The sequence below is a fragment of the Paracoccus sp. DMF-8 genome (assembly GCF_029309835.1).
In the GTDB taxonomy this organism is placed as follows: domain Bacteria; phylum Pseudomonadota; class Alphaproteobacteria; order Rhodobacterales; family Rhodobacteraceae; genus Paracoccus.
Genome location: NZ_JARJHL010000010.1, coordinates 826,292 through 849,795 on the forward strand (window position 1 = coordinate 826,292; position 23,504 = coordinate 849,795).

Sequence of the window (23,504 nt, forward strand, 5' to 3'; positions counted from 1 at the left end):
TTAGTTCCCGCCCTTCATGGCCTGCTGCCAGCGACGGATGAACTGCAGCCGGGTCGACTGGTCGAGATAGTGCAGAAGGCTGTCGTCCACGGTCGTGGGACGCACCAGAGCGGCCTTGTCCTCCGGCACGACGGTTGCCGGTGAAAGGTCGGTGCGCACGGTGCCGAAGGAAGACGCCAGCAGGATCTGCTGTGCCCGCTCCGAAACCAGATACTCGAGGAAGACCTGTCCGGCATTGGGATGCGGCGCGGTCTTCGGGATCATGGCCAATCGCGAGATCGCGTTGATGTAGTCATCCGGATAGACGACGCCGATCGCGCTGTCGGCTTTCGCACGCTCGGCCGCGTAGGAACCGATGATGTTGTAGGCGATGAGGTGCTCGCCCGAGGTGACCTTCTCCAGCATCGCGCCGGTGGAGGTGTAAAGCTTGACCCGAGCTTTTCCCAGCGCATCGGCGAGGGTCCAGAAGTTGTCCGGATCCGCGCGCTCGTCCAGGGTGAAGAACATGAACCCAGTTCCGATCCGCTCTGGATCGATGGTCGCCACCTTGTCGAGGTATTCGGGTTTCGCAAGGAGTTCGATCAGTTCCTTTCGGTTGGCTGGCACATCGGCCTCTGGAACGAGACGTTTGTTATAGACGATGACGAGTGGCTCCTGCGTGAAGCCGTATACCGCGCTCGGCGCATGTGACCATGGCTGTAGTGCGGTGGTATCAGGCAGCGTGAAGTCGGACACGACCCCGTCGGACATCAGCTTGTATTGGAGGTCCATGGAAGAGCTGAGCAGGATGTCAGCCGTCCCGCTCCCGGCCGCGGCCTCGCTGATGGCGCGGTTGTAGATTTCGGTGGTGGACTGATCTACATAGTCGACTTTGATTTCGGGGTGTAGTTCCTGGAAGTCCGTCACCAGCCGCTGCGCGAGCGCGGCATCAAGCGCGCTGTAGACGCTCACGCGACCCTCGACCTTCGCCGCGTCGAGAATAGCCTGCTCCTGCCCGAATGCGACAAGAGGCAAGCCTGCGGCGAGCAACGTCAAAGACGCTGCGAGTATCGTATTCTTCATTGTATTCCTCCCTCGAACGGTGGCGGCAGATCCATTGCCTGCGCCCCGACTCCGAATCATGCGGAGCTATTTGAACCTAGCTATTTTTGGTATTATTGCAAATAAAAATACCATAACTTGACGAAGCAGTCGCAACCAAGGATGTTCATCTTCGGAACAGGGGTGAAAGAAGTGGCCAGGCTACCAAGTGAACTTGCACAGAACATAGCCGATCTCATCCGCGTCCGCGGATGGAAGAAGGGAATGCACCTTCCCGAGCGACTGCTCGCAGAGGAGTTGCGGGTTTCCGAGTCTCCTATCCGTGGCGCCCTGAAAACTCTCGCCGAGGCTGGCCTGCTCACCTACACCGCAGGTGAGGGCTACGTCATCGAGGCACCGGAAAGGCGCGAAGAAATGAGAGCTGAGGGTGGCGAGGAGGATGCCACCTACCTGCAGATTGCATCCGATCGCATGGAGGGGCGCATCGCGGGCCGGATGTCAGAAAGCGAGTTGATGCGGAGGTATGGGCTGAGCCGTGCCAATGTTTTGAAGATTCTTTCAAGGATCGCGAGCGAGGGCTGGATCGAACGCTTGCCCGGAAATGGCTGGGAATTCCTGCCGATGCTGACTTCGGAGGATGCTTACCGGCAGAGCTTTCGATTCCGCTTGCTGAACGAGCCGGCCGCAATCCTGGAGCCGACTTTTGTCCTGAACGAAGCAGCATTGCTTGCGTGCCGGGAGCAACAGCAGGCCCTCATAGCGGGGGATGTCCATCGTGCGACTGCCGCGGATCTATTCGAAATCAACAGTCGCCTTCACGAGACGATCCTAGAGTGCTCCAACAACAGTTTCATCATAGATTCAGTTAAGCGGATCAACAGGCTGCGACGCCTGATGGAGCTGGGGTCGAAGGTCGAGCGAACCGCAACGGTCGCCTTCTGCCACGAGCATGTCCAGATTCTCGACCTCCTGCTGGAGAACCGGCGGACCGAGGCTGCGGATGCGCTACGATTGCATCTTGGTCTAGTTTCAAGGAAAAAAACCGGATTCTGATCTGGATTTTCCGCCGGTCATAAGGCCAAGCTGGGCCCAAAGCAGAATCGCAGGTGAGGAACATGAAACTGTTCGAAATCCCTTCCACCTTCATGAGGGGCGGAACTAGCAAGGCGCTCATGATTCGGGCAGAGAACATGCCCTTGGACAAGGAGGAGTGGGTCGACATCCTCTGCTCTGCCATGGGCAGCCCAGACCTCTACGGCCGTCAGCTCAATGGCATGGGCGGCGGCGTTTCTTCGCTTTCCAAAGTCTGTGTCATTGGCCGATCGACCCATCGGGATGCGGATGTGGACTACACATTCGTGCAAGTGCAGGTCCGCGAGCGGCGACTGGATATGTCGGGCAATTGCGGCAACATGCTCTCGGCAGTCGGCCCGTTCGCGGTCGACGAGGGGCTTGTCAGGGTGCAGGGCGATAAAGCGCACGTGCGGATCCACAACACGAACACCGGCAAGGTCATCCACGCGACATTTCCGCTGCGCGATGGTAAGAGCCGCTATGACGGGGATCTGGAGATTCCGGGCGTCAGCGGGCGGGGCGCCCCGATCCGTCTGGACTTTATCAACCCCGGTGGGGCCACGACCGGAACCTTCCTGCCGACCGGAGCGGTCCTGGACGTGCTTACGCTGAAGGACGGTCGCAGGTTCGAGGCGTCCCTGTTCGATGCGGCCAATGCCTGCTGCATCCTCAGGGCATCCGACTTCGGGTTGGCCGGGATTGAGACACCTACCGAGCTCGACGCCCGACCCGACCTTCTCGCCTTGCTGGACGAGATCCGCGTGGCTGCATCCATCAGAATGGGCGTTGCCGCGGACGAAGAGGAGGCAAAGCGCAAGCGGCATGTGCCCTTCGTGGCGCTTCTGTCTTCGCCCGCAGACTTTGAGTCTACCGGCGGCGACCAAATCAGGTCCAATGACATGGATTTCGCTGCCCGTGTGATCTCGAGCGGACAACCGCATCAGGCACTGCCGCTCACGGCAACGCTTTGTATTGCCATTGCCTCCCGTTTCGAGGGCTCGATCGCGCATGAGGTTGCTCGGAATAACGCCGGGTCTATGGTGCGCATCGGAATGCCGTCTGGAATCCTGACCGCTGCCGCGGTCATCGAAGGTTCCGGTCCGGATAGGGTTCCGGTCTCAGGCGGCTTTTACCGGACGGCGCGAAGGCTGTTCCGAGGAACCGTTTTCGCGGATGTGGGTGAGTAATGAAATGGTCTTTGACACAGGCTTCGAAGCTTGTGGATGATCGCACGCGGGCTGTGCGGAGCCTTGTTTCAGCTTTGCCGTTGCAGACCTAGGCACCGGACCCGAGGAACGCGGACACCCCTTAGGCATCGGTGATCTCATGAAACAGGATGCAAACCGGGCTCCCGACCCGTGCCACCACCTCGACCTGCCCTTCCGGCAACTCGCCCGGGACGGCCGGCATCATGGTGATGTTGTCATCATCTTCATTGGCGGCGAAAAGCCTGTCACCGAACAGCGCAAAGAACCTTGGCGTGCGCCCTCCGGTCTTGCGATGGCAGGGTGCGCCAAGCCTGCCATCCGGCCTGATCGGAAAGCTCGCAATGCTGTCGCTGCCCCGGTTCGAGGCGTGCAGCCACTGCCCATCGTCGGAAACCGCGATTTCAGCGCCGCGGCTGTTGCCGGTGAAATCCTCAGGCAGTGCCGACAGGATCTGGAAGGGCGCAATCGCACCGTTCTGCGGATCAAAGCGACAGGCGGCCACGGTAGAATCAAGCTCATTCACGACATAGACCCGCCGCCCATCGGGATGAAAGGCGACGTGGCGCGGCCCCGCGCCTTCGCGGCAGGGACAGGCCGAAACCTGCACCAACTGCCCACCCTCGAGCCGGTAGACCAGCAGCTTGTCGATGCCCTTGTCTGGCACCACGATCCAGTGTCCGGAGGGGTCGAATTCGACCTGATGCGGCTTGGGGAAGGGCTGCTCGACCCGGTGCGGGCCGATCTCGCCAGTGATCTGGGTCAGATTCTCGATCGGGCCCAGCCGCCCATCCCTTTCTCGCGGAAGCACGGCCAGCGAGGAAGTAACGTGATTGGCCACGACAAGAAAGCGGTCGGCAGGATCGAACGACAGATGCACCGGATTGCGCCCCATCGTGACTTGCTGGTTCAGCGCCGCAAGACAGCCGGTGGCCGGGTCAATGCGGAAGGCGCTGACCCGGTCGAGGTCGCCGTGAACGGTGTAGAGGTTCTGCCGCGCGTGATCGAAAGCGAGGAACGAAGGGTTCTCCATCTCAAGCATCTGAAGTTGCTGCCATCGCGTCCCCTCGATGCGAAACACGGACAGTCCCTTTCCGCGCGCCTTGCGCGCCTGAGTGGTGCGTGACCCGACATAGGCGATGGTGGTCATGAGTTTCCTCGGCATCCGTTCTGGCACGAACGGACAATAGATCAGTTTCCACGTCAGAACAATTGCATTTTATAATGACATGATGTAATTCAGCAGCAAATACTCGGACCGCCCGAGTCGTCATGCCACTGGGAGGGGTAGCCATGACCACTGCGAACTCACTTGAGAAGACCACGATGCGCAAGGTCTTCTGGCGCATCATCCCGTATACATTCGTGCTTTACGTCATCTCGTATCTGGACCGCGCGAACATCGGCTATGCCGCGCTCGAGATGAACAAGGAACTGGCGCTGACTGCCGAGGCCTTCGGCTTTGCCGGTGGCATCTTCTTCATCGGCTACTTCCTGTTCGAGGTGCCCAGCAACGTGATGCTGCAGAAATACGGCTCGCGCATCTGGATTTCGCGCATCCTGATCACCTGGGGCGCCATCGCACTGGCGACGGGTTTCGTCCAGAACGCAACGCAGCTTTACATCCTGCGTTTCCTGCTGGGCGTGGCAGAGGCCGGCTTCTTTCCGGGCATCATCATCTATCTTACCTACTGGTTCCGCGCGAAGGAACAGGCGACCACAGTGGCGCTGTTTACGGCGGCCATTCCGGTATCCTATCTGCTGGGCGCGCCGTTGAGCACCTGGATCATGGACAATGTCAGCGGGTTCGGCCTGTCGGGCTGGCGCTGGATGCTGATCCTTGAAGGATTTCCCGCACTGGCATTCGGCGTCTTCAACATCTTCTACATGACCGACCGACCCGAAAAGGCGAAATGGCTGACGCGGGAACAGCGCGACTGGCTGGTGGCCGAACTCGCCGCGGATGAGGCAAACCGCAAGGACGTCAAGCATCTGGGCCTGTGGCAGGCGATATCCAACCCCAAGGTGCTGTTCCTGTCGGCGATTTATTTCATCTATCAGATCGGCAACCTTGGTATCGGCTTGTGGATGCCGCAGATCATTCAGGGCTTTAGCGCAAGCCTCAGCCATTTCCAGATCGGCCTGATCGCGATGATCCCCTATGCGGTGGCGACGGTTGCCATGGTGGCATGGTCCTGGCATTCCGACCGCACCGGCGAACGCAAGATGCACACGGCGCTGCCGCTGCTGGTCGGAGGAATCGCGCTGGCCTCGACCGGGCTGACGGCCAATCCTGCGGTGGCGGTGATGCTGATCTCAGTGGCGCTGGCCGGGATCTATGCTTTCAAATCGCCGTTCTGGTCGCTGCCCAGCCTGTTCCTGTCGCGAGCCACGGCGGCGGTGTCAATCGCTGCAATCAACTCGATCGGCAACCTGGGCGGCTTTGTCGGACCCTATGCCATGGGCTGGGCCAAGACCACGACCGGCAGCCCTCTGGGCGGGCTTCTTGTGCTGGCCGGGCTACTATTCGTGGCTTTCCTGATGACCTGGCTGATGCGCCTGTCGAACAAGCCGGACGCCGGACGTGATCCGAGCGGACAGTTCGACATGGCCGCAGGCAGCAAGACTTGAGAAGAAGGCATGGCCATGATCCCCATCAGCCAGTTCGAACACGACGCTGTCTGCTATGACTTCATCGACCTGCCGACTGCGGCCGGAGCGGATTTGGGGCGTTTGCCCTGGATCCAACGCATCCTGCTGGAAAACGTGCTGCGCACTGCGGGCGAGGACGCCCATGCCGCACAGGCCGCAATCCTGGGCTGGTTGACCGAGGGTCGCAGCGAGATCGAGATCCCCTTTCTGCCCAACCGCGTCCTGATGCACGACACGACCTGCGGTCCGGCGTTGGTGGATATTGCCGCCATGCGTTCGGCTCTGGCCGAGGCGGGCGGCGATCCGGCGCAACTGAACCCCGTGGTGCCGGTCGATGTCTCGACCGACCATTCGGTCGCGGTTGATGCCTTTGGCACCTCGGCCGCGCGGGGGGTGAACATGGCGCGCGAATATGAGCGCAATGCCGAACGCTACAGCTTCATGAAATGGGCGACCAACACGCTGGATCGTTTCAGCGTGCATCCACCCGGCACCGGTATCATGCATACGCTGAACCTCGAGCGCCTGGCGACCGTAGCCACGACCCTGCCACGCGGCGGGCGGGTCTGGGCGGCGCCCGACACGCTGATCGGCACCGACAGCCACACGCCCATGATCAACGGCATCGGCGTTCTGGCGTGGGGTGTCGGCGGGCTTGAGGCCGAAAGCGTGTTCTTTGGCATGCCCGTCACGCTGCGTATTCCCGACGTGGTTGGCGTGCGCCTGACTGGGCGGTTGCGCGACGGCGTGCTGTCCACCGATCTTGCCCTGCATATCACGCATGTGCTGCGCCAGATCGACCTTCAGGATAAATTCGTCGAATTCCTGGGCCCCGGCGTTTCGACTCTGACAGCGGGCGACCGTGCTGTCGTGGCGAACATGACCCCCGAATTCGGCGGCAACAGCGGTTATTTTCCGGTTGATCGCCAATCGCTCGACTACTTGCGCCGGACCGGACGGGCCGAGCCGCACATCGCCCTTGTCGAGACCTATATGCGTCGCGCCGGCCTATGGTTCGACCCCCAGGCGACCCCGCGCTATACGTCACTGCTCCACATCGACCTTGGCGCGGTAGAACCCAGTTTGGCAGGCCCCCGACGCCCGCAGGATCGCATCGCGGTCAGCGCCACCCGCGCGGCGGTCGCCGGCATGGTAAAATCCGCCACCCCGGTCGAGGGCGGGCCGAATGATGGCGCCGTCGCAATCGCGGCGATCACCAGTTGCACCAATACTTCGGACCCACGGCTGCTGGTCGCGGCCGGGCTGCTGGCCCGCAAGGCGCGCCAATTCGGCCTGCGCCCCCCTGCCTGGTGCAAGACCTCGCTGGCGCCGGGATCGCCAACAGCGGAGCGCTATCTGCGCCGCGCCGGGCTGCTGGAAGATCTCGAGGCGGTGGGCTTTGGAATCGTCGGCTACGGCTGCACCACCTGCATCGGTAACTCGGGTCCGCTGACCGAGGATGTGCAGCGGGCCATGGCGGATCGCGACATTCTGCCGGTCGCGGTGCTGTCGGGCAACCGCAACTTTCCGGGTCGCGTGCATCCGCAGCTCGAGGCCGGGTTCCTGGCGTCTCCGCCTTTGGTGGTCGCCTTTGCGCTGGCCGGAACAGTTGAGATTGACCTGATGGTCGACCCCATCGGACAAGATGCGAATGGCCGGCCGGTGACGCTGGCGATGCTCTGGCCCTCGGCGACTGAGGTCGACACCGCATTAGCCAAGGCAGCCCGCGTCGAGGATTTTGCTCCGGCCTATGACGCCGCCGAAGCAAGCCGGGCCTGGCGTGATCTCGACGCGCCGTCGACCACGCTGTTTCCTTGGAATCCCGCCTCGACTTATATCCGCCGCCCGCCCTTTGCAGGTTTCGGCAAGGGCACGTTGCTGGGCAATTTCGCAGCGCATCCCATCATGGTCGTGGGCGACGACGTGACCACCGATCACATCTCGCCCGCAGGGGCCATCCCTGCCAAGGGCGATGCCGGACGCTATCTGATCGAGAACGGCGAGGATCCGGGCGATCTGAACGTGTTTTCCTCGCGCCGCGGCAATTGGGAGGCGATGATCCGTGGCCTGTTCACCAACAAGAACGTGCGCAATCTGCTGGGCACCGACATTCCGCCCGGCGCGACCGTCCACGCGCTTTCCGGTCAGGTGATGTCTTTGTGGTCCGCGGCCCAGCGTTACGCAACCGAGGGAACCCCGGTCGTGCTGATCGCGGGCGAGCGTTACGGGATGGGCTCGTCGCGCGACTGGGCCGCGAAGGGTGTCGCCCTTTTGGGCGTGCGGGCAGTGCTGGCGCTGAGTTTCGAGCGAATCCACCGTTGGAACCTGATCGGAATGGGCGTGCTGCCCTTGCGCTTGCCAGAGGGTTTCGGCCCCATGGAACTGGCGCTGGCGCCCGGCGATGTGGTTGAGATGCATGCCGCGCCCGAGACGATCCACCCCCGCTGCGCCGTGCCGGTGACGATCCGCCGGGCCAATGGCGCGGTGGTGGAATTCGCGGCGACAGCGGCCATAGAAACCAATGCCGAGGTCGGGATCCTGCGCGCCGGAGGCATCCTGCCGATGATCCTGCGCGATGCGCTGGAAGCGGGCGGACATCAAAGGGCGAGAGTATAAGGATACGGGGTCGCGCTATTTGATCAGCGCGGCCTTGAGGTTTCCTGCCTCGCGGACATGACGATACAAGAAGGTCGCCGCCGCCTGCATGTCGCGCGCTTCGATCAGGTCCAGAATTTCGAGATGCTCTCGGCATTGCTGCGGCAGGCGCGAACGATCGTTGGTGATGCGGTATTCCATCAGCCGCCGCACCCGGTTCACCCGCCGCACCGCATCCAGGAAGAAGTCGTTGTTGGCACAGGTCATCAGCATTTCGTGGAATTCTACATTGGTGCCGAAAATGCTGCTGCGGCTTTCGCTTTCAAAGCTTTTCAGCAGCGCCTGCTGATGCGCGCGGGCGGCGGCAAAAGCCTCGCGATCAATGCTGAAACTAGGCAACAGCAGCGCTTGCATCTCTATCGCGGCGCGGAATTGATAAGCGTCGGCATAGGCCTTGCGCGAGGTCAGGGTTTCACGAAATTCCCAGCCGTTGCCCGGCAGCCGGTCGATCCAGCCCTCATCCGCGATCAGGTGCAGGATCTTTACGAGCCGCCCACGAGGCAGATTGTATAGCCGCATCAGTTCATTTTCGGACATCCGGTCGGGCAGCTTCCCCGACAGCCTGTCCTCTGCGATCTGGAAATAGACCGCATCCTCGGAGCCGCTTTCGCCATCGGCCTGCGGCAGGTTGGCGGCATCACGCAGCAGGAAATACCCCCGGTTCGCCTCGGAGCGGACGACGCCCATTTCCTCAAGCTTCTTCAGGGCGCTGACGATGGGCGCGCGCGACACGCGAAAGGTGTCGGCCAGACCCTGCGCCGGCAGGTGGTGGCCTTCACGCATGTTCTGCACACGCATGTGATCCAGAATTTGCGTCACCATCTGGGGCGAAAGACTGCTGCGGGCCATGATCTTCTCCGGGCTTATAGACGATATATCCTGTTGCAATCCCGATCACGCAAGAGGCGCGGCCGCTTTCCGGCCGCGCCCCGGTTCTTGCATATAGGACCTCAGTCCTCGTCCTGGCGAAACCTGGACAGTCCCTTGAAGAGGAAGGGCGCAATCAGGGCCAGAACTGCGATCCCGATCATGGTTGCCGATCCGGGGTGCTGCAACAGGATCATCGGGTCGCCAAGGCTCATCTGCAAGGCGCGGCGCAACTGGCTGTCCGCCATCGGCCCAAGGATCAGACCCACCACCGCCGGGGCGACCGGATAGTCATAGCGCCGCATGACAAAGCCCAGAAAGCCAAAGCCCACAAGCATCAGCAGTTCGACCACCGAGGGATTGGCCGCGATCGTTCCCATCGAGGCAAAGACCAGGATACCCCCGTAAAGCCAAGGCAGCGGGATCTTCAGCAGTTTCACCCAAAGCCCGACCATGGGCAGGTTCAGCACCAACAGCATGACATTGGCGATGAACAGGGACGCAACGAGGCCCCAGACCAGCGCCGGATGCTGCACAAAAAGAAGCGGACCGGGTTGCAGGTTGTATTGCTGAAACCCTGCCAGCATGACGGCCGCCGTAGCCGAGGTCGGCAGGCCCAATGTCAGCAGCGGCACCAGCGTGCCGGCCGCGCTGGCATTGTTTGCCGCCTCGGGGCCAGCAACGCCTTCGATAGCACCATGACCGAACTCCTCGGGCCGCTTCGCCAGCTTCCGCTCCATTGTGTAAGAGAGAAAGGTCGGGATCTCGGCGCCGCCAGCAGGCAGCGCACCGATCGGAAAGCCTACGGCGGTGCCGCGCAGCCAAGGCCGCCACGAGCGGCTCCAGTCCTCGCGACTCATCCAGATCGAGCCCTTGATCGCCATCGGCGCGTCATCGGAAAAGGCGTGGCGCGAGACGACGAACAGGGCCTCACCCAACGCAAACAGGCCAACCGCCAGCGTGGTAACCTCGATTCCGTCCATCAGATTCGGGACACCAAAAGCCAGTCGCGTCTGCCCGGTCAGCTGATCAATGCCGACCAGACCAAGCCACAGGCCGATGCCCAGACTGGTCAAACCGCGCAAGGGCGAAGAGCCGAAGGTGGCCGAAACGGTGATGAAGGCAATCAGCATCAGCCCGAAATAATCCCAGGGGCCGAATTTGACTGCCAGCTTCACCAGGATCGGGGCAAAGAAGGCCAGCCCGGCCGTCGCAATCAGCGCCGCTACGAATGAGCCGATGGCGGCAGTGGCCAGCGCCGGACCACCGCGGCCGCGCTTGGCCATCTGATTTCCTTCCAGCGCGGTCACCACCGAAGCGCTTTCCCCCGGCGTATTGAGCAGGATCGCGGTGGTCGAGCCGCCATACATGCCGCCGTAGTAAATCCCCGCGAACATGATCAATGAGCCGCCGGGATCCAGCTTGAAGGTGATCGGCAGCAGCAGCGCGACGGTCAGTGCCGGACCGATGCCCGGCAGCACGCCGACCGCCGTGCCCAGCATCACGCCAATAGCCGCAAAGGTAAGGTTCATTGGTTCGAGCGCAGTGGCAAAGCCGCCCAGCAGGTAAAGGATCGAGTCCATCGCGCCCTCCTAGAACAGACGTTCCAGCGGCCCCGCCGGCAGCGCCAGCGTCAGCAGCTTGTTGAAAAGCAGGAATATCCCCAACCCCAGAGCCAATCCGATCAGCAGGTCGGTCAGTATCGCCTTACGGCCGAACGCCCGCGCCGTCAGCACGAAAAGCAGCGTGGAACCGAGGATAAAGCCGCCGCCAAGCCAGACTGACAGGGTCAGTCCTGCGAGGCCCAGACTGACCCAGATGACCCCTGCCCAGTCCGCGGCATCTGCCTCCGGCTGTGGGCGGAAGGCTGCGATCAGGTGCCCGATCGCCAGAAGCCCCAGGAACCCGGCCACGAAATAGGACGCGGCATCGGCCCCCATGCCGTAGCTTGCGCGAATCTTCATGTTCCAGGCGTCGTGAAAGGTGATCATTGCCAGCGCGAAAAGCGCCAGGCCGATGATCAGCGTAGGCCGGTGCAGCCCGGCATCTTGCGTCGAGGTCATGGATTTCCCCTTGGCTGGACAGGCGGGAGAGGTGCGCCCCCTCCCGCAAGGCGCTTAGTCGGCAAGCCCGATGGATTTCAGGATCGATCCGACCCGGTCGGTTTCCGAGGCGATGAAGTCGGTGAACTCAGCCGACGGCGCATAATAGTCGGACCAGCCGCGCGCGTTGATCAGCTCTTTCCATTCAGGCGAGGCAACGGTCTTGGCTACAGCCTCTTCAAGCTTTGCCTTTGCATCGTCAGAGACATTCGGTCCGGCAAAGACGCCGCGCCAGTTGACCAGCTCAATGTCATAGCCCTGCGCCTTGAGCGGTTGTGCGGCGATACCCTCGATCGGCTCCGGATATGAAATCGCCAAAGCGCGAAGATCGCCGGATCTGATCTGTCCCTGCCACTCGCCATAGCCCGAAACGCCTGCCGTAACCTGACCACCCAGCATCGCCGCAAGGGATTCACCACCGCCGGAATAAGCGACATAGTTCACCTTGGCAGGATCGACCCCCGCCGCCTGGGTCACCAGCGCAGCCAGAATGTGGTCAGCGCCACCGGCCGAGCCACCGGCCCAGATCGTGTGTTCGACATCCTTCTGGATGCCCGCGACCAGATCGGCCATGGTTTGATAGGGTGACGATGCCGGAACCGCGACCACCAGCGGATCGCCCGTCAGCCGTGCAATCGGGGTGACATTCGTCAGGTCATAGGGCGCGTCATTGGTGATGATCGCGCCAACCATGGTGATACCGCCCACCAGCAGTTGGTCACTCTTGCCATCCGCGCCCTGCACGAATTGCGCCAGCCCCACCGTGCCGCCGGCGCCGGGGACGTTGATGACCTGGACGCTTTTCGCGTTCCCGGTCGCCATCATCACCTCTTGCAGCGAACGTGCGGCGGAGTCCCATCCTCCGCCTGCACCGGCCGGTGCCGTGATGGCCAGTTCCAGATCCTGCGCACTGGCCGGAGCGGCGGCGACAAGCGCCGCCAGCCAGGCTGCGCCCAGCCCGGAGACAAATTTGTTCATGATTTCCTCCCAAGAATCACCCTGTCAGGGGCATTCCGTCATATTGCATTAAATAATTACATACAGCAATATTAAGTTTTCTGGCACAGCTCGCAGAGGCGTTGTTCACCACATCTCTGCCCTGTCGCTCGACGACGCACTGATACCGAAATCCGGCGCAAGGCTCACAAGCAGGAACCGCACAGATGACACGGCGCCACCTTCTACAACTGGAGGGCCAAATTCGGTAGCATGACGGTGTCGGAAGCGAAGCGGCTGAAGGCGCTCAAAGACGAGAACGCCAAGCTGAAGAAGCGTAAGACCGCATGTCTTTTTCACCGGCCCGGCCCAAGCGGATCAGCCTGTATTCTGATCGCGGGGCGGCAGGTGTCGTCCGTTTGCGATGGAGAAAGACATGCGGAACACCCATGGAACGATCTACGTTGGAATTGATGTGTCAAAAGACAAGCTCGCGGTTGCAATTGCGGGTGGAGCGCGGGGATGAGGTGCTGAGTCTGGGCACATTCGAGAACACACCCGCCAGCATCGACAAACTGCTGAAGAAGCTTTCCGGACGCGGTGACGTCTCGGCCTGCTATGAGGCTGGGCCGACGGGCTACGGTCTTTACCGCCAGATACGCGCCGCCGGCTGCGCCTGCTGCGTGGTTGCGCCGTCCCTGATCCCAGTCAGGGCGGGAGAGCGGGTCAAGACAGATCGACTTGATGCCACGCGCCTCGCGCGCCTTCTGCGTGCCGGAGAATTGCCCCCCGTTTGGCTCCCCGACGAGACACATGAGGCGATGCGCGATCTGGTCCGGGCCCGGGAAAGCGCCGCAGAGGACCAGCGCCACAAGCGCCAGCTCGTCTCGGCCTTCGTGCTGCGTCACGGGCGGATCTATCATCGCTCCAAGCCTTGGACGATGCGATATCGGCGCTGGCTGCAGACCCTGACATTCGACCATCCCGCGCACCAGATTGCGTTGCAGGAAATGCTCCTGGCGGAACGCAATGCCTCGGAGCGGCTGAGCGGCTCACGGAGCACATCGAGGCTTTGGTGCCGGACTGGACCTTGGCACCAGCTGTGAGCGCGCCTCAAGCGCTGCGGGGCGTCGCGCTGATCAGCGCCGTGACCTTCATGGCCGAGATCGGCGATGTGCGGCGGTTCAAGACACCGGTGAAGCTGATGGCCTATCTCGGGCTCGTGCCGAGCGAATACTCGACTGGCAAGACGATACGGCGCGGTGGCATCACCCGCGCTGGTAAGCCGCAATAGTGGGGTTCGCGATGGGCGAGACGACACTATAAATGTCTACTTTTCGCTCTGCCTCTCCTGCCTCGTATGCTGCCGCGTTTTCCGGCAACGTCCACAAGCCGCCTGAAGGTCGGGCATTCCATGTGCGACGGGGCCGGACAATCGGCAACATGGCGCAAGGTGTCGCGTAACGCCATCAGCTGCCGAATCTGCCGGTCGAGATCGTCCGCTTTTTCATGCAGCACGGCACGCGGCAGGTTCGGCGCTCCGTTTTGACCGAACATTCTGGAAATATCTTCCAGTGAGAAGCCTGCCGCCTTTCCCATTGCGACGAGCTTGAGCTGCAACAGCACCTCTGGTGGAAATTGCCGCCGCAGCCCATGCCGGGAGATCGACGAAATCAAGCCGATTTCCTCGTAATAGCGCAGGGCCGAGGGGCGTATCCCCGAGCTTTCGGAAACCTCCCCAATATCGAGAAACTTCATGCTTGACCTAAAGTTAACTTGAATTCGTAGAGTGCCTTTTCACAGCGTTTCAGACAAGATGACAGAACCGTGAAGCAGGCGGAATCACAGCCTTCAGACAGAGCAAATCGGACGGTCATGGCGGCACTGGCGCTCTCGATGCTGCTGGCGTCGCTTGGAACCAGCATCGCCAACATCGCCCTGCCGGCGCTGACCGGCGCGTTTTCGGCCTCGTTCCAGCACGTCCAATGGGTTGTCCTGGCCTATCTCGCAACGCTGACGGTTTCGGTGATTGTCGCCGGCTGGCTCGGAGATGCCTACGGGCTGAGACGCATGCAGTTTTTTGGCTTGGGACTGTTCGCCTCTGCCGCATTGCTCTGCGGTGTCGCGCCGAACCTCTGGATTCTGGTTGGGGCGCGAGCAATTCAGGGCATCGGAGCCGCATTCCTCATGACCCTCACCATGGCGCTGATGCGCGAAACCGCGGGCGAGGATCGCATAGGGCGCGCTATGGGCCTGCTCGGCACCGTGTCGGCCCTCGGGACGGCGCTTGGCCCATCTCTTGGGGGCGTGCTGCTGTCGATAGCGGGCTGGCAGGGGATTTTTCTGGTGCAGTTTCCCCTGGCGATTCTGGCCCTGGTTCTGGCCTTTATCGCACTGCCGCAGGGCTCGCCCAGGGAGACGGGCAGATCATCAGGCCAGCGCCCGTTGAAGACCAAGGTTCCATTTGGCTATCTGACCGCCAATCTGCTCGTCGCGGCCGTCATGATGACGACGCTGGTGGTCGGCCCCTTCTATCTTGGTCTCGGGCTTGGCCTGACCGAGTTAGCAGTTGGTCTGGTGATGGCCGTCGGTCCGGTAACTTCGATCTTCAGCGGCATTCCATCCGGCAGGGTGGTTGACGCCTGGGGCGCACGGCGGGTTCTTGGCGGTGGGCTGATACTGCTTCTCGTCGCAACGCTGCTGCTGTCGTTTCTGCCCCATACAATCGGCGTCGTCGGATATGCGCTGAGCATTGCCATTCTGGCAGTCGGCTATCAGCTCTTTCAGGCGGCAACCAATACCGCCGTGTTGGCGGAGGTTCCAAAGGACCAGAGGGGCGGTGTCTCGGGCTTGCTCAATCTGTCGAGAAACCTCGGCCTGATAGCGGGAGCGTCCGCGATGGGCGCTGTCTTCGCCCTTGTCGCCGGAACGGATGAGCTCGGACATGCCCCGGCCTCGGCTGTCGGCGCCGGCTTGCGCATCACTTTCCTGCTTGCAGGTGGCATGACGATGGTCGCTTTGCTGATCACCCGCAGACTCTCAAGATGAAAAGCGGCGCCTCGCGCCGGGTGGAAAATAACCAATGGCGTCTACGAGCGCGACGCTCGCTTTTTCGAAACGATAGGACGGACTTGAACCCGGTCCCATGGACGGAACCGCGCCCGTGAGAACGTCGTTTTTTTCTTTGGTTGCCTGGTAGGTAAATGGACAAGTTATGAGGGGCAGAATGGACAAGTGTGCGGTCGGAAATCGCTAAACCTTTGTCCTGTGCGTCTCGAATGGTCAATTTATGGGGTCAGTTACATTATCGCTATCTGCCGAATGCAAAATGCAACGCATCCCGCTGCGCAGCCATGCGATCCGCGGACGATCTCCATCCAGGGTCAATCTGGCTTGCTTCGTAGAGACGCCCCGCCAGACGACGCGCTACTACCAGCTTTTCCCGGCTTGGAAGCAGGTTCTCGAACAAGGTTTGATCTTGGGCGATACTGCGCTGTCGGCGATTTGGGAGCCGCAAACCGGCACTGGTGACAGCGGCACCAGTCACGATCCGAGGCTGCCCCGACCTGAATACCTTGGTCTTGTGACCGTGCAGGTGCCGGCTCCTGATGATTTTTTTCGCAGCGTATATGATGCGGCGCCCAGCCCCGTGACCGCTGAACACAATATCATCGACATATACCGTCATCACGCATCCTGCATTCGCCGCCAGTATGCTCAGTTCGTCGAACATATCCTCGTAAGCAAAAAAGGACAGGATTGGGCTGGCGCTGCTGCCGGTCGGCAGATGCCCGTCGACTGTGAGGAGCTTGCTGAGCATCCCGGCCACATCACCTGCACAGGCCATTCGATCCAGAAAGAAGTGATACACCGCTTGGGCGCGTGCCGATGGATAGAACTTTCGAACATCGATCTTCGCACAGCGGGTCTCCACCCCATGCACAGAGGCGTTCGTAATGTAGGAACGGCCCTTCCTGGCAGAGTGCAGGTAGTCTGGTGTAGCGATACGGGACAGCAGCAATGCGATACGGCGGTGAATGCACGCCAACCTCGGGCGGGGCTCCTGTATGGCGCGCCCAGTTTTTTTATCGATCCACCGCTTGTAGGGGTCCGGATCGTGCAGCAACCCCTCAAGGTCCTCCATGGATATCAACAGTCGGTCAGCCAGCATCTGCGGACTGGAAATCTTGTAAAGCGCCGATTGATCCCGCTGATAGATCATTTCCCGGCGCTCCGATATTCCGATATGGTCGCAACCCAGTCCAACATCTTCAATGCCTTATCTGCCACATAAGCGCGCACGGCGTCGGCCTTGCCTCCGCCGTTGATCTGTTCGGCAAAAAGCATCAGTGACGACATGGGGATGTCGAAAGCCGTCGAATATTTTTCAAGAACCGCGAGGGAGATGTTCTTGTCCCCACTCTCGATCTCGGAAACGTAGGATTTTGACAGTCCGACGCGCTCGGCCACATCGGCCTGCGTCAGGTCATGATAGACTCGCACCAAGCGGAGAGCTTTGTTCAGCATCGCACACCGTCCTCGCAGTTGAACACCCGGGAGCCGTCTTAGAAGAATAGCCGTGCGAGTTGCGCGATGGCTTTAACCATCAAGAACACGACCATCAGGGTCCGGCGTTTCCGAAGAACGCGCCGGATCCAACGACGGATCCACTGCCCGGTGCTCAGGGGCTTCACGGGATCATTTCCCATGTCACATCCTCCTGGGCTTCCTCGCCGGGACCATCCCGACGAGTGTGCCGCCATCCCAGGAGGCAATCAGGGCAGAGGTTTATCCCCCAGGCATCCCCGTGCCGCAACGCGAGCTGCGGACTTGAGTGGATCGGGCATCATCGCGGATCCCATCGCGCGGATGCGATCGCAACGCCCCGAAACGGGTAGAGGCCGAAACCTCCTCGATCAGCGAACTGACCAGCCTATGGCAACTATCTCTCACCTGAGCACTGAGAGATGAGTAGCATCAAGAAATCGCCAAAGCAAGATTAAAGTTCGCCAACAGCGAATAAAATTGCGCCAACATGATCTTTGGACACTATATATTGTGCCCTCCTTTCTTTCCGTGACACGCCCGCCGCTCCATCCGGAAAATTTTTGAGGATTATACTGACTCATGTTCGAGGCTCTGCGATCTATATGGTGAAGAATTTTTCCCGATGGATGATCGCAATGGCAACGGCAGGTGAGATGGTAGCCAGGACGACCGATGTTTTTGGCTTCAATACTTCGGCGCTGGAGAGCATCGATCACGTTCTCGTCGTTGCGGGTCGGCTATCGCCGGATCGGCATCCTGCTCGAGCGCAAGGGCATGCTCATGAACCACAAGAAGCTGTATCGGCTCTACCGAGAAGAAGGGCTGTCGACGAGGCGACGGCGCGCACGCAAACGGGCTCGCGGGTTACGCACGCCGATGCCGGAGGCGGCGCATCCCAACGCCTGCTGGTCGCTCGACTTTCTGGCCGACAGCTTCGGCGCCGCGCGCAAGTTCCGCATCCTAGCAGTAACCGGCGATTGCCGCCGGGAGAACCTATGCCCGGTGGTTCCGTTCGGGCTCGTTTTCGCTCCACACGCCTCGGACAAGCCAATTACTCCTGCCTGACCTTGTCCCAATCCTTACCTACGCGCCATTAAAGCAGATGGCCGAAACGCGAACCGATGATCTGCAACATGCCATCCATTGGTATACCCTGCGCTGCGAGACGCCGAGGGAAGGCGTCCGCAGACGGTTTCCGACGTTGCAATCGTGCCGACAGCGTTTGATCGACGTGCGCTGGCCCCAGGGGGTCTTCTGCCCCCGGTGCCACACCGAAAAGCCGGTTCATGTGACAACCCGCGATCTATATCAGTGCCGCAATTGTCGCTTCCAGATTTCTTCGACGACTGCCACCCCCTTACATCGCAGCCGCATCGAATTGCCAATCTGGTTCGCAGCCGCGGAGCGGATCATTCACTATCAAGACATAAGCAGCGCCCCTGGCAGGGTGCCGGCTCATGACCTCGGGGCAGAAATGGGCGTGGCATATGTAGCCGCCCGCCGCCTGCGCCGGATCATCATCGACGACCTAGGCCTCGGTGGCACAGGACTACTGCGGGCTGCGATCTGCACGGATCGGGTGATTCTTCCCCACCACCTCCCATCAGGCACAGAACGGCACCTTGGTTGGTTGATTGATTTGTTCTACAGCCGAACCGCATCCAGCTGAGCTAAGCATACAGACTGTCCCCAACGGCAACCCGCCGTGATCTTGGCGGCTCAAGCACCGCGCGATAATCTCTGAAGCATCAAGGAGGTTAAACGCAGCGGCCTGACCAAGGCGCAGGGAAACACGGACAGGTAATTACGGATTGCGAAAAATCATCCGCAATTTGAAATCCACGAAATCCGTGCAAAAACAGATACTTGTGGACTCTCCCCATCGCGCATGCGAAGGTGGATTCGTCGAATGTTTGGCGGGAGTGTGCTCTTCCGATACGGCGCGCGCACCCTATCCCGAGAAAATTTTTGCGCTGCATACTAGCGCTCGAGCCTGATCGGCTGCCCTGATCCAATGCCACGTTACCGCGTCAATGCGGTGCCGGGCAAGAGCGGTGTCGATCATTCCGAAACGACCCTTGCACTCCGGATGGCCTGCCGTCCGGAAACGGAGATCCTATGTCCTACGTCATCGAACATGATGAGTGGAATCACCAACCCCATCGGCTGCCGAAAGAATCCAAGATCAAGATGGGCGAAATCTACGGTGTTGACCCTTATGATGGCCGGCGCGATCCGTCTGCGCGGAGTTCCTGGGCGCAGAAGGTCTTCTTTGCCTACAAGACTCCGGCGAACGACTGGAGGCCCAAACTGGCAAAAACGGAAAGCGCCGCCGAAGCCGCTGTGGCCATCCAGGCACTCATGGCTCCGAGTATCTACGACATCGGCTTCCAGCCGCTGACCGTCCATTACAAGGATGAGAACGGAAAAAACACGCCGTATACGCATGACCTTTTGCTGACGTTCCGCAACGGCCATCGCCGCCTGGTCTTCGTGCGCTATGAGCGCAGCTTGCTTAAGCCGACGACCCAACGGGCGATCGAGTCGATTGTTGCCGCGACACCACGCATGGCCGCAGATGACATGGTCGTCGTGAATGCCAGCGACTATACCCGTCAGCGCCGGGACAACCTTTTTCGAATGTTCAAGCTCAGTGCCGCCCCCGATCAGGAAGCGGACGCAATCGTCCTGCAGACGATGCAGGCCTATCGGTCGATCTACGTGATGAAAGACCTTTTCCCTCGTGCCGGTATCGAGCAGCATCGGGTGTTCCAGGCTTGCTATCGTCTGATCGCGGCACAAAAGCTGGTTGCGGATATCGACAACGTCATCTGGGAACATTCGCGCATTTGGTTGGTGGGATGACACCGGACTCGCCGAACTATCATTTCCCGAGCGGGACGGCGGTCACGCTTCCGATGGGCGAAATGTCCATCCGTGACAGGACCGATCACGGCTACGAACTGGTCGACCTTTCGTCGGGCGAGGTCCGCGGGATCTCGATGCAGTCACTGATCGACCAGCTGAAGCTGCCTGGCATGGCGGCGGACACCACTGAGGCACTGACAGGCAATCGCTTGAAACAGCGCCTCGGGGGAGTCGCGGGCGTCGAGGGTTTGAGCAATGAGGCACAAGAGGCAAGCGCGTTCCGCGTGGCGATCTGCATGGGCATGCAGATGGTTCAGGCGCGGTTGCGGCTGGAAACCGGGAATTCCCGGCTCAGGCTGAACTGGCGCAGCATCGATCGCCTTCGTCCAGAAATCCGTGATATCGCCAAGACGCTGTTCGGGAAGCAAATTTACCTGAACGGCCCTCGCGGCGGCCGAAAGGGAGATCGGTGGACGCTGCACAAGGGCCGCCGCCTGATCGATATTCTCCACGACTATGAGGCGCTTCAAGAGGGCGAGCGTCCAAAAGATGCGTTGGCACCCCTGTATCATCTACAGGGTAATCGCGATCCCAGGATACCATATCGCGCGCGGGAGCTTATGACCGCAGCTTGGGAACAGGTCGGACTGGATCTCAAAAGCCCGAGCCTTGCGAATGTTCATGATCGCCTCGAGTTGTTGATACACGAAGAGAACGTCCGTCGGGCTCGGAACGACCTGCCCGCGCTGATTGTGCCATCAGTTTCGACCTTGAGGGCACATCGCGCGCAGCACGTGTCCGACACCGCCTACCTCAATGCGACCAAGGGCAGCACTGTAACGCGCAACCGCCGTGGGCGCGGCAGCACTGACATTCGCGCGCTGCTGGTCGGTGAATACGTCGAAATCGATGAATGCAGGGGGTCCCTCGTTCTGTCGTCGAAGGTGGCCGGAATCTGGGAACGACTCTCGAAAAGCCAAAGGGAAGCTTTGCACGAGATCGACGAAATCATTCGAAAGCGCCTCTATATCCTTGTCATGATCGACGTGGCGACTCGCATGCCTCTCGCATGGGTCATCAGCGACCAGCCGCGCGCTGAAGCGACCCTGCAGCTTTTTCGAATGGCCACTCGCTCCAAGGAACGCGAAGCCAGGAAATATGGCTGCGAGGGACAGGCGATCGACGCCGTGGGCGTGGGCTATGTCAAGAACGATAACGGGCCGGGCCTTCGGAATGCCACGACCATCGGCACCTTGGTTGGACTTGATATTATCAACATCGTATCGCGTGCCTACGCTGCGACGGACAAGCCCTACATCGAACGCTTGTTCGGAACCGTGGAATCCGTGCTCTTGAAGTTGATCCATGGCTACACAGGGCGCAAAGCCGGAGAGTTGCCGGGCTACGATGCAATCGCGAATGGCGTTCTGGACATCGAAGAGCTCTACGAAATCCTCAGCCGTTTCTTCATCGACGAATATCCCGCCATGCAGCACACTGGCGTCGGCATGTGGTCCCGCCGACCGATTGAAGTCTACAACGAAATCAACCGCACGCGCGGTTGCATTCCACCGACCGACCCTGACACGCGGCGTATCCATTTGGGCTGGAAGGTCCAGGCAACACCCACAGACGAGGGTGTCCGGGTGTTTGGGGGGATCTGGTTCAACTCCGATAAACTCCAGGAAATGCGGGAAAGCTCGAAGGTGAAGGCACGCAAGGTTTCGGTATTTGTCGATCCGGATGACATCAACGCTGCGACCGTGGTGATCCGGGGGATCGATGAACCGATCACTGTCCATCTGCAGATTACGGCATTTGCTGATATGACTTTGCCGGAAGTTCTGGAGCTGATGGCCGCCTGCCGTAAAGAAGACCACCAGCAAAGGATGTTCTACGAAGATCAGATCGCGCGCACCCGGCGCCACCGTGCTGATCGCCTTCAGGCGATCGGGGTCGAGCATAAGCTCAGCCGCAGCTATGCCACTTTCGAGGAATGTCAGCGGAAAGCCGCCGCGGTTTTCGCAGGCGCGCGGATCACCCGGACTCGCGTCACGGGCACGGTGGACCCTAGCGAGATCCTGAATCTGACTAGAACGAAGGACGTATATCAGATCGGCGCCGGGCCGATGTTGATCGAGGGGCTTGGCGAAGAAATCGACCCTGCCACGGAATGCCGCGCCGAGGACCTGGACCGGCATTCCGAGAACCTGCCGAGCCCCAGGAAAGCCTCGAAGCCAAGGACTGCACGCTCGCCTAAGTCGGCTACCAAATCTACGCGGGCCCAATTTGGCCGCCCGCAGAACACGAAGGATCTGTTGGAATGACGTTCATCAATATGGGCGAGGTGGCGGTTGCGGCACCGCTTAAGAAGGCGCATTACCAGTTTCATCGTGCCCAGCAGCTGAAGGCGGCCGTCTCCTCCTGCGTGACCGACTACTATTCCAAGGCAAGCTCGGGGGCGGCATTCGAGGCCCGGGGCGTGCTTGTCACGGGCAAATCAAGAGTCGGGAAGACCCGCGAGCTACAGCGCCTCATCCGTGACATCAACGATAGCGGAGAAACAATGCCCAACGGCCAGCCGATCCGTTTCGTCAGCTGCATCCTGTCCGGGCACATCACTTGGAAAAGCCTCGGAATCGCGACCTTGGAAGCGCTCGGCTATCCCTGCAACGGGCAACGGACGCAAACCTACATCTGGGATATGGTTCGTCAGCAGGCGAAGCGCCAAGGCATTATCGGCATCCACTATGACGAATGCCAGCACATGTTCGCGGACACGGGCCATACAACGAACCGGGTTGTCCTCGACTCCTTCAAGGCGCTCCTGAAGGATCCGAGATGGCCCTTGATCCTGATTCTGTCCGGTGTGCCGGATCTCGCGAAGCACATCGAAAACGACACCAGTTCTGAAGAACGGCGCCAGCTGCGCCATCTGCTTCGGCCGGTGCATTTCGACATGATCAACCCGGAGAGGGATCTCGGTGAACTCAACGCGTTGGCGTATACTTACGCCGACAAGGCGGGCGTCAACTTCGACGGGCTGTCCAATGCAGACTTCCTCGAGCGCCTGGCATTCGTGTCGTGCAACCGGTGGGGACTCGCAATCGAAATGGTGATCGAAGCTTTCACCTGCTGCGCCCTCGCCGGGGTGCAGGATGTTTCGATAGAGCATTTCGACGAAGCGTTCTCCCGCACCCATGGCACCCAGAAAGGATTCTCGCCCTTCATGATGGACGATTACATCGACGTCTTCGACCAGGACAGACTTCTGGAATATTTGTCGAGCGACGGGTGAACGACCGAAATTAGGCAGTGGATGTGGGGGCTCGCGGAACGCGGGCCCTTTTTGTTTGCAGGTCGTCACTTCAGGCTCGATGCGCCTGTGCAAACATATGCCGCTGGCGGGCAAAGATATGCCCCGAATCAAAATATCAAAGGGCCAAGCGCCTGATAATGCTTGGATAATTATCCGGATTATCCATTAACTATTTCCAGATGTGCAAACTTATGCCTAATTGGCACAAAGACGCAGCGGCGCTCAGCCCTCGGGACG

Annotated in this window: 17 protein-coding genes and 3 pseudogenes; 11 read left to right on the plus strand and 9 right to left on the minus strand. The window is 60.5% G+C overall.

From position 1 onward, the window contains the following. Complete coding sequence (locus tag PE067_RS11440) at positions 1-1,062, minus strand: extracellular solute-binding protein (protein WP_276189480.1); 1,062 nt, start codon at positions 1,060-1,062, stop codon at positions 1-3. A gap of 141 nt (positions 1,063-1,203) precedes the next feature. On the opposite strand from PE067_RS11440, the gene PE067_RS11445 reads away from it, so the two are divergent. Both PE067_RS11445 and PE067_RS11450 read left to right on the plus strand, forming a co-directional pair. Then, positions 1,204-2,094 (plus strand): GntR family transcriptional regulator, encoded by an 891-nt coding sequence (locus PE067_RS11445; protein ID WP_276189481.1) that lies wholly within the window; start codon positions 1,204-1,206, stop codon positions 2,092-2,094. Between the two features lie 62 nt (positions 2,095-2,156). Then, positions 2,157-3,302 (plus strand): PrpF domain-containing protein, encoded by a 1,146-nt coding sequence (locus PE067_RS11450; RefSeq protein WP_276189482.1) that lies wholly within the window; start codon positions 2,157-2,159, stop codon positions 3,300-3,302. A gap of 121 nt (positions 3,303-3,423) precedes the next feature. Here PE067_RS11450 and PE067_RS11455 read toward each other — a convergent pair whose 3' ends face one another. Next, on the minus strand, positions 3,424-4,470 hold the full coding sequence (locus PE067_RS11455; protein ID WP_276189483.1) for a beta-propeller fold lactonase family protein: 1,047 nt from the start codon (positions 4,468-4,470) through the stop codon (positions 3,424-3,426). A 143-nt stretch (positions 4,471-4,613) separates the two neighbouring features. Between PE067_RS11455 and PE067_RS11460 the strand changes: the two genes are divergently transcribed. Further along, a complete protein-coding gene (locus PE067_RS11460; protein ID WP_276189484.1) occupies positions 4,614-5,951 on the plus strand; it encodes an MFS transporter in 1,338 nt (445 codons plus the stop codon). 15 nt (positions 5,952-5,966) lie between these two features. Beyond that, positions 5,967-8,588, plus strand: coding sequence for an aconitate hydratase AcnA (gene acnA / locus PE067_RS11465; protein WP_276189485.1), 2,622 nt, complete (start codon positions 5,967-5,969; stop codon positions 8,586-8,588). 15 nt (positions 8,589-8,603) lie between these two features. Here the strand turns inward: acnA and PE067_RS11470 are convergent, their stop codons facing one another. The 4 genes from PE067_RS11470 to PE067_RS11485 form a co-directional block, all read right to left on the minus strand. Then, complete coding sequence (locus PE067_RS11470) at positions 8,604-9,476, minus strand: GntR family transcriptional regulator (protein WP_276189486.1); 873 nt, start codon at positions 9,474-9,476, stop codon at positions 8,604-8,606. Between the two features lie 101 nt (positions 9,477-9,577). Next, on the minus strand, positions 9,578-11,077 hold the full coding sequence (locus PE067_RS11475) for a tripartite tricarboxylate transporter permease (RefSeq protein WP_276189487.1): 1,500 nt from the start codon (positions 11,075-11,077) through the stop codon (positions 9,578-9,580). Positions 11,078-11,086: 9 nt separating this feature from the next. After that, positions 11,087-11,557, minus strand: a complete 471-nt coding sequence (locus PE067_RS11480; RefSeq protein WP_276189488.1) for a tripartite tricarboxylate transporter TctB family protein — start codon at positions 11,555-11,557, stop codon at positions 11,087-11,089. A gap of 54 nt (positions 11,558-11,611) precedes the next feature. Then, positions 11,612-12,574, minus strand: a complete 963-nt coding sequence (locus PE067_RS11485) for a tripartite tricarboxylate transporter substrate-binding protein (RefSeq protein ID WP_276189489.1) — start codon at positions 12,572-12,574, stop codon at positions 11,612-11,614. A 195-nt stretch (positions 12,575-12,769) separates the two neighbouring features. On the opposite strand from PE067_RS11485, the pseudogene PE067_RS11490 reads away from it, so the two are divergent. After that, positions 12,770-12,868 (plus strand): annotated as a pseudogene (locus tag PE067_RS11490) (transposase); the annotation flags it as partial. A gap of 100 nt (positions 12,869-12,968) precedes the next feature. Further along, positions 12,969-13,814, plus strand: a pseudogene (locus tag PE067_RS11495) (IS110 family transposase); the annotation flags it as partial. Positions 13,815-13,852: 38 nt separating this feature from the next. Here the strand turns inward: PE067_RS11495 and PE067_RS11500 are convergent. Next, entirely contained in the window at positions 13,853-14,290 is a 438-nt protein-coding gene (locus PE067_RS11500; protein ID WP_276189490.1) for a helix-turn-helix domain-containing protein, read from the minus strand. 117 nt (positions 14,291-14,407) lie between these two features. On the opposite strand from PE067_RS11500, the gene PE067_RS11505 reads away from it, so the two are divergent. Then, positions 14,408-15,580, plus strand: a complete 1,173-nt coding sequence (locus tag PE067_RS11505) for an MFS transporter (RefSeq protein ID WP_276189491.1) — start codon at positions 14,408-14,410, stop codon at positions 15,578-15,580. Positions 15,581-15,842: 262 nt separating this feature from the next. On the opposite strand, the gene PE067_RS11510 is transcribed toward PE067_RS11505, so the two are convergent. Together PE067_RS11510 and PE067_RS11515 are read right to left on the minus strand one after the other, a co-directional pair. Further along, positions 15,843-16,754, minus strand: a complete 912-nt coding sequence (locus PE067_RS11510) for a reverse transcriptase family protein (RefSeq protein WP_276189492.1) — start codon at positions 16,752-16,754, stop codon at positions 15,843-15,845. After that, positions 16,751-17,059: a helix-turn-helix transcriptional regulator gene (locus PE067_RS11515; protein WP_276189493.1), complete on the minus strand. Its 309-nt coding sequence runs from the start codon at positions 17,057-17,059 to the stop codon at positions 16,751-16,753. Before PE067_RS11515 ends, PE067_RS11510 begins: the two co-directional genes overlap by 4 nt. Positions 17,060-17,809: 750 nt before the next feature. Here PE067_RS11515 and PE067_RS11520 point away from each other — a divergent pair. From PE067_RS11520 to PE067_RS11535, 4 genes and pseudogenes are all read left to right on the plus strand, one after another. Next, positions 17,810-18,079, plus strand: a pseudogene (locus PE067_RS11520) (IS3 family transposase); the annotation flags it as partial. 1,119 nt (positions 18,080-19,198) lie between these two features. Then, on the plus strand, positions 19,199-19,945 hold the full coding sequence (locus PE067_RS11525) for a TnsA endonuclease N-terminal domain-containing protein (RefSeq protein WP_276189494.1): 747 nt from the start codon (positions 19,199-19,201) through the stop codon (positions 19,943-19,945). Further along, complete coding sequence (locus PE067_RS11530; protein ID WP_276189495.1) at positions 19,942-22,275, plus strand: hypothetical protein; 2,334 nt, start codon at positions 19,942-19,944, stop codon at positions 22,273-22,275. The genes PE067_RS11525 and PE067_RS11530 overlap by 4 nt, the downstream gene beginning before the upstream one ends. Beyond that, positions 22,272-23,246 (plus strand): ATP-binding protein, encoded by a 975-nt coding sequence (locus tag PE067_RS11535; RefSeq protein ID WP_276189496.1) that lies wholly within the window; start codon positions 22,272-22,274, stop codon positions 23,244-23,246. Before PE067_RS11530 ends, PE067_RS11535 begins: the two co-directional genes overlap by 4 nt. Positions 23,247-23,504 lie beyond the last annotated feature (258 nt).

Coding starts and splice junctions, on each gene's coding strand:
- PE067_RS11440 (WP_276189480.1), bottom strand. CDS start 1,062: ATGAAGAATACGATACTCGCAGCGTCTTTGACGTTGCTCGCCGCAGGC.
- PE067_RS11445 (WP_276189481.1), top strand. CDS start 1,204: ATGTTCATCTTCGGAACAGGGGTGAAAGAAGTGGCCAGGCTACCAAGT.
- PE067_RS11450 (WP_276189482.1), top strand. CDS start 2,157: ATGAAACTGTTCGAAATCCCTTCCACCTTCATGAGGGGCGGAACTAGC.
- PE067_RS11455 (WP_276189483.1), bottom strand. CDS start 4,470: ATGACCACCATCGCCTATGTCGGGTCACGCACCACTCAGGCGCGCAAG.
- PE067_RS11460 (WP_276189484.1), top strand. CDS start 4,614: ATGACCACTGCGAACTCACTTGAGAAGACCACGATGCGCAAGGTCTTC.
- acnA (WP_276189485.1), top strand. CDS start 5,967: ATGATCCCCATCAGCCAGTTCGAACACGACGCTGTCTGCTATGACTTC.
- PE067_RS11470 (WP_276189486.1), bottom strand. CDS start 9,476: ATGGCCCGCAGCAGTCTTTCGCCCCAGATGGTGACGCAAATTCTGGAT.
- PE067_RS11475 (WP_276189487.1), bottom strand. CDS start 11,077: ATGGACTCGATCCTTTACCTGCTGGGCGGCTTTGCCACTGCGCTCGAA.
- PE067_RS11480 (WP_276189488.1), bottom strand. CDS start 11,557: ATGACCTCGACGCAAGATGCCGGGCTGCACCGGCCTACGCTGATCATC.
- PE067_RS11485 (WP_276189489.1), bottom strand. CDS start 12,574: ATGAACAAATTTGTCTCCGGGCTGGGCGCAGCCTGGCTGGCGGCGCTT.
- PE067_RS11500 (WP_276189490.1), bottom strand. CDS start 14,290: ATGAAGTTTCTCGATATTGGGGAGGTTTCCGAAAGCTCGGGGATACGC.
- PE067_RS11505 (WP_276189491.1), top strand. CDS start 14,408: ATGGCGGCACTGGCGCTCTCGATGCTGCTGGCGTCGCTTGGAACCAGC.
- PE067_RS11510 (WP_276189492.1), bottom strand. CDS start 16,754: ATGATCTATCAGCGGGATCAATCGGCGCTTTACAAGATTTCCAGTCCG.
- PE067_RS11515 (WP_276189493.1), bottom strand. CDS start 17,059: ATGCTGAACAAAGCTCTCCGCTTGGTGCGAGTCTATCATGACCTGACG.
- PE067_RS11525 (WP_276189494.1), top strand. CDS start 19,199: ATGTCCTACGTCATCGAACATGATGAGTGGAATCACCAACCCCATCGG.
- PE067_RS11530 (WP_276189495.1), top strand. CDS start 19,942: ATGACACCGGACTCGCCGAACTATCATTTCCCGAGCGGGACGGCGGTC.
- PE067_RS11535 (WP_276189496.1), top strand. CDS start 22,272: ATGACGTTCATCAATATGGGCGAGGTGGCGGTTGCGGCACCGCTTAAG.